15 protein-coding genes are annotated in these 15,341 nt (G+C 68.0%); 7 read left to right on the top strand and 8 right to left on the bottom strand.

The genetic code is table 11. The features are described 5' to 3' along the window. Nucleotides 1–212 precede the first annotated feature (212 nt). Nucleotides 213–707 carry a thiol peroxidase gene (gene tpx, locus V4U86_RS12975; RefSeq protein ID WP_395311602.1) on the bottom strand — a complete coding sequence of 165 codons (495 nt, stop codon included), beginning with the start codon at nucleotides 705–707 and terminating at the stop codon, nucleotides 213–215. A 74-nt stretch (nucleotides 708–781) separates the two neighbouring features. Between tpx and V4U86_RS12970 the strand changes: the two genes are divergently transcribed. After that, nucleotides 782–1,675: an aminoglycoside phosphotransferase family protein gene (locus V4U86_RS12970; protein WP_395311601.1), complete on the top strand. Its 894-nt coding sequence runs from the start codon at nucleotides 782–784 to the stop codon at nucleotides 1,673–1,675. Nucleotide 1,676: 1 nt separating this feature from the next. Here V4U86_RS12970 and V4U86_RS12965 read toward each other — a convergent pair whose 3' ends face one another. From V4U86_RS12965 to V4U86_RS12955, 3 genes are read right to left on the bottom strand one after another with little or no spacing between them, the layout of a single operon-like run. Beyond that, nucleotides 1,677–2,927, bottom strand: coding sequence for a cytochrome P450 (locus V4U86_RS12965; protein WP_395311600.1), 1,251 nt, complete (start codon nucleotides 2,925–2,927; stop codon nucleotides 1,677–1,679). Between the two features lie 4 nt (nucleotides 2,928–2,931). Further along, the gene (locus V4U86_RS12960) at nucleotides 2,932–3,891 is read right to left on the bottom strand and encodes an o-succinylbenzoate synthase (protein ID WP_395311599.1); all 960 of its coding nucleotides are present in this window, start codon (nucleotides 3,889–3,891) and stop codon (nucleotides 2,932–2,934) included. A 43-nt stretch (nucleotides 3,892–3,934) separates the two neighbouring features. Then, the gene (locus tag V4U86_RS12955) at nucleotides 3,935–5,077 is read right to left on the bottom strand and encodes an alkaline phosphatase family protein (RefSeq protein WP_395311598.1); all 1,143 of its coding nucleotides are present in this window, start codon (nucleotides 5,075–5,077) and stop codon (nucleotides 3,935–3,937) included. Between the two features lie 43 nt (nucleotides 5,078–5,120). Between V4U86_RS12955 and V4U86_RS12950 the strand changes: the two genes are divergently transcribed. Then, on the top strand, nucleotides 5,121–5,780 hold the full coding sequence (locus V4U86_RS12950) for an MOSC domain-containing protein (RefSeq protein WP_395311597.1): 660 nt from the start codon (nucleotides 5,121–5,123) through the stop codon (nucleotides 5,778–5,780). Between the two features lie 2 nt (nucleotides 5,781–5,782). Here V4U86_RS12950 and V4U86_RS12945 read toward each other — a convergent pair whose 3' ends face one another. From V4U86_RS12945 to V4U86_RS12935, 3 genes are all read right to left on the bottom strand, one after another. Further along, entirely contained in the window at nucleotides 5,783–6,466 is a 684-nt protein-coding gene (locus tag V4U86_RS12945; RefSeq protein ID WP_395311596.1) for an Rv0518 family GDSL lipase, read from the bottom strand. Between the two features lie 76 nt (nucleotides 6,467–6,542). Beyond that, complete coding sequence (locus V4U86_RS12940; protein WP_395311595.1) at nucleotides 6,543–7,730, bottom strand: acyltransferase family protein; 1,188 nt, start codon at nucleotides 7,728–7,730, stop codon at nucleotides 6,543–6,545. A 157-nt stretch (nucleotides 7,731–7,887) separates the two neighbouring features. Then, on the bottom strand, nucleotides 7,888–8,469 hold the full coding sequence (locus V4U86_RS12935) for a hypothetical protein (protein WP_395311594.1): 582 nt from the start codon (nucleotides 8,467–8,469) through the stop codon (nucleotides 7,888–7,890). 412 nt (nucleotides 8,470–8,881) lie between these two features. On the opposite strand from V4U86_RS12935, the gene V4U86_RS12930 reads away from it, so the two are divergent. The 5 genes from V4U86_RS12930 (at nucleotide 8,882) to V4U86_RS12910 (ending at nucleotide 14,070) form a co-directional block, all read left to right on the top strand. After that, the gene (locus V4U86_RS12930; RefSeq protein ID WP_395311593.1) at nucleotides 8,882–9,313 is read left to right on the top strand and encodes an MmpS family transport accessory protein; all 432 of its coding nucleotides are present in this window, start codon (nucleotides 8,882–8,884) and stop codon (nucleotides 9,311–9,313) included. Nucleotides 9,314–9,374: 61 nt separating this feature from the next. Next, a complete protein-coding gene (locus V4U86_RS12925) occupies nucleotides 9,375–12,281 on the top strand; it encodes an RND family transporter (protein WP_395311592.1) in 2,907 nt (968 codons plus the stop codon). 7 nt (nucleotides 12,282–12,288) lie between these two features. Next, nucleotides 12,289–12,612 (top strand): DUF732 domain-containing protein, encoded by a 324-nt coding sequence (locus tag V4U86_RS12920; RefSeq protein WP_395308833.1) that lies wholly within the window; start codon nucleotides 12,289–12,291, stop codon nucleotides 12,610–12,612. An 11-nt stretch (nucleotides 12,613–12,623) separates the two neighbouring features. Further along, nucleotides 12,624–13,061 carry a DUF5078 domain-containing protein gene (locus V4U86_RS12915; RefSeq protein WP_395311591.1) on the top strand — a complete coding sequence of 146 codons (438 nt, stop codon included), beginning with the start codon at nucleotides 12,624–12,626 and terminating at the stop codon, nucleotides 13,059–13,061. Between the two features lie 403 nt (nucleotides 13,062–13,464). Continuing rightward, nucleotides 13,465–14,070: a peptidoglycan endopeptidase gene (locus V4U86_RS12910; RefSeq protein ID WP_395311590.1), complete on the top strand. Its 606-nt coding sequence runs from the start codon at nucleotides 13,465–13,467 to the stop codon at nucleotides 14,068–14,070. Nucleotides 14,071–14,073: 3 nt separating this feature from the next. On the opposite strand, the gene V4U86_RS12905 is transcribed toward V4U86_RS12910, so the two are convergent. Next, nucleotides 14,074–15,312, bottom strand: coding sequence for an MFS transporter (locus V4U86_RS12905; protein ID WP_395311589.1), 1,239 nt, complete (start codon nucleotides 15,310–15,312; stop codon nucleotides 14,074–14,076). Nucleotides 15,313–15,341: the final 29 nt, after the last annotated feature.

Raw genomic sequence — 15,341 nt, 5'->3', positions numbered from 1 at the left:
ATTGACGCCACCACAAGTATTTGTACCGATCACGCCGAGAATTGCCCAATTCATTTGGGGCGCACCGTGAATGAGATACCCATTCGTGACCCTACGGTGATCTGACGGGCCGGCCGTGACCGAACCGGAACCGGATCGCGGCGTTTCCGCAAGCGCAAAGCAAACGGCACCGGGGGCGGCGTGCCCACCGGTGCCGTTGCGGCGAAACTGATTTACTGCAGCGCGGCCAGGGCTGCGTCGTAGTTCGGCTCCTGGGCGATCTCGGGAACCAGCTCGGCGTAGGCGACGTTGCCGTCCGCGCCGATCACCACGACGGCGCGGCCCAGCAGGCCCGCCATCGGGCCGTCGGAGATGGTGATGCCGTAATCCTCACCGAAGCTGTCCCGGAACGCCGAGGCCGTCACGACGTTCTCGATGCCCTCGGCACCGCAGAAGCGCTTCTGTGCGAACGGCAGGTCCTTGGACACGTTGAGCACCGCAGCGCCGGTGGCGGCGGCCCGCTCGTTGAAGGTCCGCACACTCGTGGCGCACACCGGGGTGTCCACCGACGGGAAGATGTTGAGCAGCACAGCCTTGCCGCTGAACTGGTCCGTGCCGACCGCACCGAGGTCGGTGCCGACGAGGCTGAAGGCCGGGGCCGGCGAGCCGACCGCGGGCAGCTCACCGACGGTGTTGATGGGGTTTCCCTTGAGTGTTATCTGTGCCATGACGACCAGTCTGTCAAAGATCCCGTCACCGGTGCGGCCCAGGGTCGATGACGGCCACGTGTCACGATGGTGCGGTGATCGAGCTGCCTGCCGCGGTCCACGCCATGAGCGCCCGCGGGCCGCAGTGGCAGCAGTGGGTGGACGAACTGCCGAAGTCGCTGGGCGGCCAACTCGACGACTGGGATCTGGTGCCCGACGGCACACCACTGCACGGGTTCTGCTCGGTCGTACTGCCGGTACGCACCGGCGACGGTGTACCCGCCGTGCTCAAGGTCGCGTTCCCCGACGACGAATCCGAACACGAGCATCTGGCCCTGCGGCGCTGGGACGGCAACGGCACGGTGCGCCTGCTGCGCGCCAATCCGTACCGGCGGGCGATGTTGCTGGAGCGGCTGCACGCCCGCACCCTCAACGAGGTCTGGGATCTGGAGGCCTGTGAGGTCGTCGCCGGCCTGTACCGCCGGATCCATGTACCCGCGTTGCCCCAACTGCGCCCGCTCGCCGGTTTCATCGAGTCGTGGAACGCCGACCTGGCCCGGCTGCCCCGAGACGCTCCGGTTCCGCACCGGCTGGTGGAGCAGGCGCTGTCATTGGGGGCCGATCTGGTGTCCGACTCCGCCCACCACGACAGCATGATCCACGGCGACCTGCACTACGAGAACGTGCTGGCCGCCGACCGCGAGCCCTGGCTGGTGATCGACCCGAAACCGATGCGGGGCGATCCGCACTGTGAAATCGCCCCCATGCTCACCAACCGGTTCGACGAACTCGACGGCTACGTCCGCGACGGGGTCCGGCGCCGGTTTCACACCCTCGTCGACGCCGCCGGCTTCGACGCCGACCGGGCCAGGGCCTGGGTGATCGTGCGGACGATGCACGATGCGATGTGGGAGATCACCGAGAACGAGCGGCCCGACCCGCGGTACCTGACGATGTGCGTGACGATCGCCAAGGCCGTGCAGGACTGAGTCAGACCCGGACCGGCAGGGACAGCATGCCGCGCAGCGTCACGTTGGGCTTGTACTTCGGCTCGCCGCCGAGTTCGGCGTTCGGGAATCGTCTGGTCACCGCGGTCAGCGCGATGGAAGCCTCCAGCCGGACCAGTGGTGCGCCCAGACAGAAGTGGGCGCCGTGCCCAAAACCCAGATGGCGGATGTTGGTCCGGTCCGGATCGAACACATCCGGGTTCGGGTTGGCCGCCGGATCCCGGTGCGCCGCCGCCAGCAACACGATCATGGTGTCGCCCTTGGGGATCACCGTCTCCCCGATGGTCATCTCCTCGCCCGCCACCCGGCCCAACAACTGGGCGGGCGGATCGAAACGCAGCGTCTCCTCGACGACGCGCAAGGCCCGCTCCGGATCGGCGCCCAGCGCCGCCCACTGCCGGCGGTCCCGCAGCATCGCCAGCACCGAGGTCGCCATCAGGCTCACGGTGGATTCGTGCCCGGCGATGAGCAACAGATTGCAGGTCGAGATGATCTCGTCCTCGGTGAGCTGGTCACCGGACTCCTCGACGGCGATCAGCGCCGAGAGCAGGTCATCGCCGGGGTTTCGGCGGCGCCGCTCGATCAGGTCCCGGAAGTAGACGCGCAGCCATTTGCCGGCCTCGATGCGGTCGGTGAACCCTTCGGGCACCTCGCCGGTCGCACTCAGGAACGGATCGACGGTCTGCGCGAGCAGTGTCGACGCGTGGCCGAACTTCGGTTCATCCTCGACGGGCACCCCGAGCAGGCGGCAGATCACCGCGACCGCCACCGGGTACGCCAGCCCGCTGACCGCGTCGAACTCGCCACGCTCCTCGGCGGTGTCGAGCAGCGCGTCGACCGTGGCGACGATCTCGTTGCGCAACTGGTTGATCACCCGCGGCGCGAAGGCCTTGGCCACCAGCTTGCGCAGCCGGGTGTGGTCGGGCGGGTCCAGGAACAGGAAGGCCGGCGTGCGGCGCTTGTCCACCAAGCCGGCCAACCCGAACGGCCGCGGCTGTTCCCCGGCGGCAATCTGACGCTGCGCGATGGCCGACTTCATCCGGTCACTCGCCGAGGCGGGGTGGCGCAGCGCGGCATCGCAGTCCGCGTAGGAGGACAGCACCGTCAGGCTGATCTCCGGGATCTGCAGCTGACCGTATTCGCGCAGTTCACGATAGGCCGGGTAGGGGTCGACACGGTTGGACGGAGCGAGTGCCTGCCCGAGCAGGACCGCCGGTTCGGACACCGAAGTCATGCCCTCATTGTGCAATCGCGCTCTTCAGCTGTGACCGCCACCATCGGATTCGGTCCCGATCGGTGACCGCGTACCGGGTCAGCAGCTCCGGTACCGGGGCCGGGGACATCGGCGCCACCGGCAGAAAACCGTCCACCGGCGCCAGTATCCGGGACTCCGCCACCAGGTCGGCGGCGAGCAGCGCGGTCGAACCGAGACTGCACGCGAAGGGCAGTTCGGGCAGCGCACCGGCCAGCGCCACGCCGACGGCCACGCCGATGCTGGTCTCGACCCCCGAGGTGACGGTGCACGGCAGCCCGCACGCTTCGGCGATCCGCAGGGCCCGGCGGGCACCGCCGAGCGTGCCGCAGTGCAGCACGGCGATATCGGCCGCGTCGGCCAGTGCGGGATCGTCCAGCGATGACTCCAGGGATTCGTGCACGGCGACCGGGGGCGCCACCTTCGCCCGCACCTGGGCCAGTTCCGCGGTGGTCCGGCACGGCTGCTGGACGAACTCCAGTCCCCCGGCGGCCCGGTCCAGCGCCGGGATCGCGGCCACCGCGGCGTCGGTGCTCCACCGGCCCTTGGCGTCGCAGCGGATGCTGCCCGCCGCGCCGAGCGCATCGCGCACCGCCTGAACCCGGGCCACGTCGTCGTCCAGGGTGTACGCCGGGTCGCCGACCTCGACCGCGGCGGTCCGGCATCCCGACCGGGCGACAATTTCGTGGGCGCGCTCCGGGTCCGTCGCCGGCACCGTCACCGCCACCGGCACCCGGCCGCGCCGGGCGTCCGGCCAGCCGACGGTACCCGCCTCCGTCGCCGCGGTCAGCCACCGCACCAGCAGCCGGTCGGCACATCCCGGGGGCGGGCTGAACTCCCCCCACCCCTGTGGGCCCTCGATGAGGATGCCCTCGTGCACGGTCACGCCGTCGCGCATCGGCACGGCGAACACCGGAGCGGTGTCCAGGTCGGTCAACGTCTGCACAAGCACAGCACGCTATCCGACGGCGCCGCCCGCAGTGTGCGGCTCAGCGAATCGTGTACAGCGGCACCAACATTTCAGCCGGTGTCAGCGAACCGTGATGGCCGACCAGCCGGGACTGCAGCGGTTCGGCAGCCGATCGGGTGATCGCCCGGTCCCCGTTGGCCACCGCGACGACGTCGCCGATGCGTGGCTGCACACGGGCGGACACCGTGGGCCCGAACCACCCGGCCGCCACGATCTCGGCGCGGGTCAACACGGTGAAGTCGCCGGCGAGCGCCTCCCGCCAGGCGGCCGCCACATCGGCCGCCGCACCCGCTTCGGTGTACACGTGTCGTGCCCGGGGCTCACCGCCCAGTCCCCGCACTCCGGCCTGCAATTCGGTGTGCCGGTCGAAGTCGACCGGGTCGGCGACGTGCACCATGCCGTGGTCGGCGGTGACGACCAGCGCCGAGCCGGCGGGCAGCCGTTCGGCGATCTGCCGGATGGTCAGGTCGATCTGCTGCAGCTCCAGCGCCCAGGATTCCGAACCCGGCCCGCGCACGTGCCCGGTCAGGTCCAGGTCGCCGTGATAGGCGTAGACCAGGCTGCGGTCACCGGCCTGCAGCGCACCGACCACACCGTCCACCAGGTCGCCCGACGAAAACGACGGCCGGAAGTCGCCGCCGCGCAACGCCGCCCGGGTCAGCCCCGACCCGGCCTGATACATGGGCGCCACCTGCGTCACCACCACACCGTCGGCGACGGCCCTCTCGAACGCCGTCGCGGTCGGCTGAAATTGTTCCGGGACAATCTCTTTGAGCAGATCGACCTTCGGCCCCTCGCCCATCAACCGCCACTTGAGCGGATTCATCAGCCGATCGTGATCGGGGACCGCCAGCAGGTAGCCGACCAGTCCGTGCTCCCCGGCAGGCAACCCGGTGCCCAGCGAGGCCAGGCTGGCCGCGGTGGTGCTGGGGAAGCCCGCCGTCAACGACCGCGACGGCCGGGCCGCCAGGAACGGCGCCACCTCGTGCCGCGCGGTCACCAGGTCCGCCCCCATACCGTCGATCAGCAGGACCGCGACCCGGCGCACCCCGTCCAGTCCCAGCCCCACCCGGTCGGTCTCCCCCGGCACCCCGAGCACGCCGAGGACCGACGGGACCAGATCGGCGAGGGCACCGTCGCCGTACCGCGGAGTGACGAACATGCAGACAGGCTATGCGGTGGCAGCTGCCATTAGGCTGGCCCGCATGCCGAGCGTGCTGACGGTCAACCTCGCCCACCCCTTCACCAACCCGGACACGTTGAAAAAGCCGACCGGAATCGACAAGCGCCCGACCGACGGCCCCGTCGAGGTTCGTCCCCCGGGCCCGATGCGCGGCGGCCTGGGTAGCGGACTGGTCGGGGATCTGGTCAGCGAGCAGAAATACCACGGCGGCGACGATCAGGCGGTCTACGCGTACGGCCGGGAGGATCTGGACTTCTGGGAGGGCGAACTCGGGCGACCCATCGGCAACGGTGTCTTCGGGGAGAACCTGACCACCGCGGGGATCGACGTCACCGGGGCGCGCATCGGTGAGCGCTGGAGAATCGGCGCCGACGGACTGGAGCTGGAGGTCACCCGGCCGCGCACCCCGTGCCGGACCTTCGCGGCGTGGCTGGAGATCAACGGCTGGATCAAGACGTTCACCGCACAGGCGATCCCGGGTGCCTACTTCCGCATCATCAGCCCCGGCACGGTGCGGGCCGGGGACACCATCGAGATCGTGCAACGGCCCGACCACGAGGTGACCATCGGTCTGGTGTTCCGCGCCATGACCACCCAACCGCGGCTGTGGCCGGAACTGCTGGCCGCCGACGCGTTGCCGGAACCGTTGAAGGAGAAGGCCCGCCGGCGCGCTGCGCGCTGAGCTCAGCGCGCCGTGGGCAGTTCGGCGGCGATCAGCGGTGCGATTCGCTGGGCCAGATAGCCGTGTCCGGCGTCGGTGGGGTGGACCCCGTCGACGGCGATCAGATCGGGCCGGTCGACGAACCAGCGTTCGGCGAGCGGGTCGACGAACCGGGCGCCGAACGCCCGTGCGACGGCGGCGAGGGCATCGCGGATCTGCAGGATCCGTACCGGGACATCGGCGGTCGGCCACGGCGGCCCGATCACCAGCAGCCGGGCGGTCGGCGCCGTGCGACGCGCGAGTTCGTAAGCGTTGCGCGCCAATCGGGCCACCTCGTACGGCTCGAGGGGCTGATCGTTGCGGGACCCGAAAAACACCACCAGCGCATCGTCGGGCCGGACCGCGCGTGCGGTGAGGTCACCGAAGGTGCTGTTCTGGTCACCCCGCACGCCGTAGCCGGCGCGGCCCTCGGCCGCCACGTCCGCAGCCACCGGTTTACCCTCGGCCGCCAGCAGTGGCCAGGCCAGCGCCGGCCAGCCGCGGGAGCCTTGGCCGCCCAGATCGGTGCCGTTGGTGTAGGAGTCGCTGATCACCGCGACCCGGCTGAGCGGGGACTCCCGGCCCGCCAACTGCACCGGAACCGGGGCGGGCGGTGCCGCGGCGAGCAGCAACGCCGCCGCGGCCACCAGCAGGGTCACACGGCGCACGGGACGTCCTCCTCGGTCAACGATCGGCGTCAGCCTACTCGACGGGCAGATACCGTGGCGCGCAGAACGATTCGTGTCAGGCTGAGAGTTTGGAATCGACCCGGTCGGCGTCGAGCCGTTTCATCTCCGGCACCGCGGACCGCACGTCGACCATCCGGCGCATCCAGTGCCGGGCCGGTTCTTCGACCAGGTGGTACAGCAGCGCCGAACAGGCCACGGTGACGGCCAGGATCGCCGCGAGCAGCCAGGGCCCGGACGGGCCCACCAGCGTGAGCTCGAACTGCTGAGCGGCCCAGATCCAGGCGGTGTGCACCAGTTCATGAACCATGTACAGGCTGAACGAGATCTGCCCGCCGTAGACCAGCACCCGGGCGGACAACAACCGCGGCAGCGTCCCGGTCCCGATGGCCAGGGTCACCACCAACGGCACGAACAGCAGATCGACCACACCGCCGCTGTCGATCACATCGGGAATGGGATGACCATCGAGCCAGTACAAGATGCCGACGATGGCACCGACCAGAAGGATTGCGGCCACCCCCGCCGCCGTTCTGGCGCGGTCGGTGGGATGGAGCCGACGTACCGCCGCGCAGGCGATGGCACCCGCGGTGAACTGCAGCAGGATGCGGGGCAACCAGCTCCACGGCGTGTAGAACTGGCCGCTGGCCAACAGAAAGATCACCGGAGGCAGGGTCGCGGCGAACGCCAGCAGCAGCAGGCTGCGGGCGCGGGTGGCCCGCGCCAGCCGGAAGATCACCAGCGCCAGGAAGCCGAATGTCAGGTACGCCAACCATTCGGCGCTGATCGACCAGGCCGGGCCGTCCCAGCTGGAGCCGTCGAAATACGGCTGGAACCACAGCTGGACCAGGAACAGCTGGCGGATATAGCTGGTTGCGGTCAGGGTGTCGGCGTTCTCGGCCGGCACGTGTCCGACGTTGAGGGTGAAGATGATCCACAATGCGGCCAGGTGCAGTGTCACCAGGTAGACCGGCCACACCCGGGCCAACCGCATCCACAGGAAATGCAGGGTGTCCCGGGTCGACCAGGCCGGGCCCATCCGGTCCAGATAGTTCCACGCCAGGACGAAACCGCTGAGGATGAAGAACAGGTCGACGCCCTGGGCACCGCTGTTCAGGACAGGCGCGAGCGCGGAACTGAGATTCGGTACCGCATCTTGGAGCAGCGGGCGGAAGTGGAACAGCACCACCCAGACCGCGGCGAAGAGTCGAAGACCGGTGAGGGCCTTGATTTCTCCACTTCGCACAACACTCTTTCCCGCGTTTCGATCGTTATCCGCGCTGACGCGCACTCACCGGGCGGACAGCTCCCCACGCCCAGACAGCCGGTGATCACCGAAGAATAACAGCGCGACCGGGTCTGGCGTGCGCGGCGAAAATCGCACGGTTGCTGGGAAACTCCGATCAGGGCGTGCCGGCCGGCGTGGGCGCAGGCTGGGGCGGGTTCGCCTGGTACTGCGCGGCGTTGCGGTTCAGCGTGTCGAGATAGAGCTTCCACTGCAACGCTGCGACCGCCGGGTGCGTACCCGGCCCGGGCGGCGGCTGATTGGTCAGCTGCCAGGTCTGGCAGCCGGTGGTCTTGAAGTAGCCGTCATCCGGCTTGATCTCGACGACCTGAGGCTGCTTGGTGAAGGCGCGGTCCAGCGTCTCGCCGGGCTCTCCCTCGGGGGTGAGCGGGGCGATGCGCCGCCACGAGCAGGTGCCCTCGGGCAGGGGTCCTCCCGAGCCGTACACGCCGGGAAGGATGTCGGTGCCGACCTTGTAGGTGCCGTCCTTGTCGATGACCGTGGCCGGAGCCGCCGGGGCCCCGGGATCGGCAGGAGCGGCCTGGTCGGTGGCGGGACCGCCGGGAGCGACGGGCGGCGCCTCGGGCGACGGACTGACCGGCGGGGCCGGCTCGGCGGGTTCGGCGACCGCAGGCCCCGCGGCGACCAGTCCGGCGAGCATCAACGCGGCGGCAGTGGTCATCGACAGTTTGAGCCCCATGGCAGTCCAGGGTAGGCGCGCATCGACGTGATGGGGAATTCGCGTGGGTGCCGTCACAACCGCTCGGTACCCGCCGGCCGGCCGGCCCGCGCTGCGTCCCGTGTGTCCCGCACGAGACGATTCCGCAACCGTACGACCGTGCCGGACCGCCTATCCGACCGACGCCGCCGCCACCGAGGAACCTGGAGAATCTGCAGGTGAGGGCGTTGCTGTGCGGTCGCCCAAAAGTGTTCGGCCGGACGCGCGATATGGGTATCACGTAACTCTGTTATATGGGCTAAGCTCTCCCTTGCCTCTGCCGGCGTGTGGCCGAGGTAACAATTTTTCCAAGGGCGCCGGCCTGACCGGCGGGGGACGGCTCCCGCCGATTCGCGACGGGGCGAGGACAAGGCAGCGGGGAACTCGATTCTCGATGACGATTCTGAAGCGGATCTGGATTCCACTGGTCATCGTCGCCGTGGTGCTGGTGGCAACGTTCACCGTGATGCGGGTGCGGACCTTCTTCGGTACCGGTCCGGGCTATATCTCCACCGAGAACAGCGCCTCCGATGACACCGAGCCGTTCGACCCGAAGGTGGTCAAGTACGAGGTCTGGGGTGAGCCCGGCGCGACGGCCAACGTGAACTACATGGATCTGGACGCCAAGCCGGTGCGTGCCGACAACGTCACCCTGCCCTGGGAGATCACCCTGAGCACCACCGCGCCCTCGGTGTTCCCGACCATCTCCGGTCAGGGTGACGGCAGCACGCTGTCCTGCCGGATCACCGTCGATGACGAGGTGAAGGACGAACGCACCGTCGACGGTGTCGGGGCGCACACCTACTGCCTGGTCAAGAGCGCATGAGCGAGCAACGCGAGCGAATCATCAACACCGCATGCGGCACCCGAGCCTGCGAGGTGGCCGCATGACGACGACAGACGAGGCGGACGAACTGCGCACCGACGCCATCCCGGTCACCCGGCCGCCTCGCCGGGGCGTCATACCCCGCGCCATCCGCATGCTCGCGCTTCCGGTCATCCTGGGCTGGATCGCGCTGCTGGTGGTGTTGAACAGCGTCGTCCCGCAGCTCGAAGAGGTCGGGCAGATGCGCGCGGTGTCGATGAGCCCGGACAACGCCCCGTCCATGATCGCGATGAAGCGGGTCGGCGCGGTCTTCGAGGAATTCAAGTCCGACAGTTCGGCGATGATCGTCCTCGAAGGCGAGGAACCGCTGGGCGAGGCGGCCCACGAGTTCTATGACGAGCTGATCGACAAACTGGAAGCCGACACCAAACACGTCGAGCACGTCCAGGACTTCTGGGGCGATCCGCTGACCGCAGCCGGCGCGCAGAGCCCCGACGGCAAGGCCGCCTACGTTCAGGTCTATCTGGCCGGCAACCAGGGCGAGGCGCTGGCCAACGAGTCGGTGGAGGCCGCCCAGGACATCGTCAACAGCGTCACTCCGCCGCCCGGGGTGAAGGCCTACGTCACCGGCCCCTCGGCGCTGGCCGCCGACCAGCACATCGCCAGCGACCGCAGCGTGCGGGTCATCGAGATGCTGACCTTCACGGTCATCATCGCGATGCTGCTCATCATCTACCGGTCGTTCGTCACCACCGTGCTCGTGTTGGCGATGGTGGTCGTCGCACTCGGCATCACCCGCGGGGTCATCGCGTTCCTGGGCTACCACGAGATCATCGGGCTCTCCATGTTCGCGGTGAACCTGTTGGTGACGCTGGCCATCGCCGCGTCCACCGATTACGCCATCTTCCTGATCGGTCGATATCAGGAAGCACGCGCCGAGGGCGAGGACCGCGAATCGGCGTACTACACGATGTTCCACGGCACGGCCCACGTGGTGCTCGGCTCCGGCTTGACCATCGCGGGGGCGACCTTCTGCCTGCACTTCACCAAGCTGCCGTACTTCGTCTCGCTGGGCATCCCGCTGTCGATCGGCATGACGGTCGCGGTCCTGGTGGCCTTGACCCTCGGGCCGGCAGTCATCTCGGTCGCCACCCGGTTCCGCAAGATCCTGGAACCCAAGCGCACCATGCGCACCCGCGGGTGGCGCAAGATCGGTGCCGTCATCGTGCGGTGGCCCGGGCCCGTGCTGGTGGCCACGATCGCATTGTCGATGGTCGGGCTGCTGGCGCTGCCGGGCTATCAGACCAACTACAACGACCGGAAGTACCTACCGCAGGACCTGCCCGCCAACGTCGGCTATGCCGCGGCGGACCGGCACTTCTCCCAGGCCCGGATGAACCCCGAGCTCCTGCTGGTGGAAAGCGATCACGATCTGCGCAACTCGGCAGACTTCCTGGTGATCGACAAGATCGCCAAGTCCGTGTTCCGGGTGCCCGGTGTCGGCCGGGTGCAGGCCATCACCCGCCCGCAGGGAACCCCGATCGAGCACACCTCGATCCCGTTCCAGATCAGCATGCAGGGCACCACGCAGAAAATGAACGAGAAGTACCAGCAGGACATGATGGCCAACATGCTCAAGCAGGCCGACGACATGCTGACGACCATCACCAACATGGAGAAGATGAGTTCGATCACCGTGCAGATGGCCGCGGTGACGAACTCGATGGTCACCAAGATGAAGGACATGACCCTCGATATCGCCGAATTGCGGGACAACATCTCGAATTTCGACGATTTCTTCCGGCCGATACGCAACTACTTCTACTGGGAACCGCACTGCTTCAACATTCCCGGCTGCTGGGCGCTGCGCTCGATCTTCGACACCCTCGACGGCATCGATGTGATGACCGACGACATCCAGGCCATCATCCCAGACATGGAGCGGCTCAACACGTTGATGCCGCAGATGGTCACGCTGATGCCGTCGATGATCGCGACGATGAAGAACATGCGCACCTACATGCTGACGATGTATCAGACCCAGAAGGGCATACAGGATCAGATGTCGGCGATGCAGGACAATTCGTCGGCCATGGGCGAGGCCTTCGACGCCGCCCAGAACGACGACTCCTTCTATCTACCGCCGGAGACCTTCGAGAACGAAGACTTCAAACGCGGCATGAAGAACTTCCTGTCCCCCAACGGGCATGCGGTGCGCTTCATCATCAGCCACGAGGGCGACCCGATGAGCCCGGAGGGCATCGCCCACATCGAGGCGATCAAGCAGGCCGCCAAGGAGGCCATCAAGGGCACCCCGCTGGAGGGCTCGAAGGTCTACCTGGCCGGAACCGCCTCGGTGTTCAAAGATATGGCCGAGGGATCCAAGTGGGATCTGATCATCGCCGGGATCGCGTCCATCGGGCTGATCTTCATCATCATGCTGATCATCACCCGCAGCGTCGTGGCCGCCGCGGTGATCGTCGGCACGGTCACCATCTCGCTGGGCTCGGCGTTCGGCCTCTCGGTACTCATCTGGCAGCACATCATCGGGATCCCGTTGCACTGGATGGTGTTGGCCATGGCGGTGATCGTGCTGCTCGCGGTCGGCGCGGACTACAACCTGCTGCTGGTCGCCCGGTTGAAGGAAGAGATACACGCCGGCCTGAACACCGGCATCATCCGCGCCATGGGCGGCACCGGTTCGGTGGTGACCTCGGCCGGCCTGGTGTTCGCGTTCACCATGATGTCGATGGCGGTCAGTGAACTGACCGTGATCGGCCAGGTCGGTACCACCATCGGCCTGGGCCTGCTGTTCGACACCCTGGTGATCCGGGCGTTCATGACGCCCTCGATCGCCGCGCTACTGGGTAAGTGGTTCTGGTGGCCGCAACGCGTACGGCAGCGCCCGGAACCGGCACCGTGGCCCGAACCCCAAGCCGTCGGGGCTGCCCGCTCCGCACAGGAATGAGTCGATGATGTTCAAGCCCCTGCTGGCGATCTTGACCGCCGGCGTCACGTCCGCACTCGTGCTGGCGGCGCCGGCGCAGGCCGACCCGGACACCGCGTTCGCCAAGGAACTGCAGAGCTACGGCATCTACGGGCAGAAGGACTACAACGCCTGGATCGGCAAGATCGCCTGCAAACGCCTGCACCGCGGCGTGGACGCCACCGCCCGCGACTCGGCCAAATTCGTCGCCGACCAACTGCAACGCGGCAGCAGCACCGAACAAGCCTGGCAATTCCTGGCCGCCGCGATGAACTACTACTGCCCCGACAAGCGCGTCCTGCTCACCCAGTAAGGGAGACACCGATGTTCACCAAGCTCTCACTGGCCACCCTGGCCGCCGCCGCCGCCCTGACCCTGGCCCCCACCGCAGCCGCCGACGCCACCGACAACTACCCCATCCCCAACAAGATCCTGCACACCCCATGCACCGCCGAGCAGATCCTGGCCGCCACCCGCGACACCAACCCGGTCTACTACGAGCGCTACATGATCGACTACAACAACAAATCCCCGGAAGTACACCGCGCCGTGCAGGACCGCATCCACTGGTTCTTCTCCATGGACTACGCCGGACGCCGCCAATACTCCGAGGACACCGCCACCAACGCCTTCTACGAACAATTGTCCTGGAACTGGCCCAACTGGGCCAAGATCTTCTTCAACAACAAAGGCGTCGTCGCCGCCTCCACCGACGTCTGCATGAACTACCCACCCGACGACATGTCGGTCTGGGTCTGGTGAACCCGGACCGTCGGTAGGCCTGCCCGCCACACCACGCTCGCTCAAGGTCCCCGGAACGCGTTGCACCGTTGCGGGGACCTTGTCGTTGCCGAAGGCACCGACTCGGGTTGCGTGAACTCTGAAAATGTTGCGCTGCAAGTATTTTCGACCGCAACAGCCGACGATCCAGGGTGCCAACACAATTCATGGCCTCCCCCACCGGACGTTGCTCGCGGGCCACCGGGTGCCGTGCCGCACAACATGTTTGCGAGAACTGCAGAGACGGTCACAGCAACACTTGAATCGCGGCCTCCAACAAGGGGGTTCAATCGCCATTTCTCCAGGTCGAGGACCCAAGATCGAAATGTGAAGGCAGTCACAGAATTTTGCCCGGACTCAAATCGCTCTGTTACCGTCCGTCGGCATGTTTGCTGTAGCTTCACTTCTGGCGCTTGTGAGCCAGGTGTCGGGAACGCCGTACGTCTCCGGTGGGGACACCCCCGCGGGGACCGACTGCTCCGGTCTGGCATCATGGGTCAGCAACGCCGCCACCAACCGCCCGATCTTCGGTGACCGGTTTCACACCGGAAACCAGGAAAGCGCCCTGCTGGCTCGCGGATTCCAGTACGGCACCCAGCCCGGCGCGCTGAACATCGGCTGGAACAGCGGCCACACCGCGGTCACACTGCCCGACGGCACGGCCGTCTCGTCCGGCGAGGGCGGCGGGGGTGTCAAGATCGGTGGCGGAGGGGCCTTCCAGCCTCAGTTCACCAAGCACATGCATCTTCCGATGGACACCGCCCCACCGCCGGCCCCCGAGGGCATGATTCCGCCGCCCCCGCCGGGCTTCCTTCCCCCGCCGCCGTCTCAGCTGCCGCCGCCCCCGCCCGTCGACGCCATGGCCCCGGCGCCACTGAACGTTCCCCCGCCACCGCCGGTCGACCCGATGGCACCTCCGCCACCGCCGCTGGACCCGATGGCTCCCCCGCCACCCGCCCCGGAGGGGTTGCCACCGACCTTCCCGGTGTAGCGGTTACACGTAGCGCGGCCGGCCCGCCAGTGCGCCCAGCACGATCTGGGTGATGTAGACCACCATCAGCATCAACCACGGCACCGTCCAGCCCCCGCTGATCTCGTGCAGCAGCCCGAACAGGAACGGTCCGACACCGGCCAGCAGGTAGCCGAGACCCTGCACCATCCCGGACAGCCTGGCGGTGTCCTCGGCGGTGCGGGCGCGCAGGGCGATGACCGCGAGCGCCAGGGAGAAGACGCTCATGCCCAGGCCGAGCAGGACCGTCCACAGCACCGGCGCGGCCGCCGGCGCGACGGTGAGGCCGACGACCCCGGCGAATCCGATCAGGCCCAGCCCGACGATCCAGCCGCTCTGACCGGGCTGCCGGGCGGCCATCGGTGCCACCACGATGCTGATCGGCACCGCGATCAGGGCGTTGAGGCCGAGCAGCAGGCCGGCGTCGCCCTTGCTCAATCCGTTGTCGATGAAGACCTGGGGCAGCCAACCCATCACCACGTAGGCCATCAGCGATTGGCAACCGAAGAAGCCGGTGATGATCCAGGCCAACCTGCTGCGCAACAGGGACCGTCCGCCCGCCGGGGCGGTCTGCGTCACCGACATGGACCGGCGTCGCGAGCGCATCACGACCAACCAGACGGCCAGGGCCACCAGGGCCAGCGCCGCCCAGGCACCCAGTGCGAACCGCCAGCCACCCAGGAGACCGTCCAGCGCAGGAGTCACAGCCGAACCGGCGGCACCGCCGCCCTGGAGCGCGGCGGTGTAGATACCGGTCATCAGCCCGATATGAGTCGGGAATGACCCCTTGATGACGACCGGGATGAGCACGTTCACCAGCGCGATACCCGCGGTGGCGACCAGCGTGCCGCCGATCACCACGGGTGGCCCATCGGTCACCCGCAGCAGCAGACCGACCGCCAGTGTCAGCAGGCCGCCCGCGATTGCCGTGCCGAGCCCGAAACGCCTGGCCAGCCATGGTGCACCGAGGCCGGCGGCGGCGAAACACAAGCCCGGCACGGTGGTCAGCACGCCGGCCCACAGCGCGGAGGTGCCCAACCCGTCCCTCATCTCCCCCAGCAGCGGGCCGACGCTGGTGATGGCCGGCCGCAGGTTGAGTGCGGTGAGCACGACCGCGACCACCAGGAGCGCGCCTCCGGCCACCCTCTCGGGCGGAGGCAACTGCACCGGGTCGGCAGACGGGACAGGACCGAGCACGGGCTCCTGCTGGCGGGTTCGACTCATCTGCACTAGCGTGCCATACATCCGATGAT

Source organism: Mycobacterium sp. AMU20-3851 (assembly GCF_043974665.1).
Lineage (GTDB): Bacteria > Actinomycetota > Actinomycetes > Mycobacteriales > Mycobacteriaceae > Mycobacterium.
Note: the sequence above shows the minus strand (reverse complement) of the source record. Positions and strands in the feature narration are given on the sequence as shown.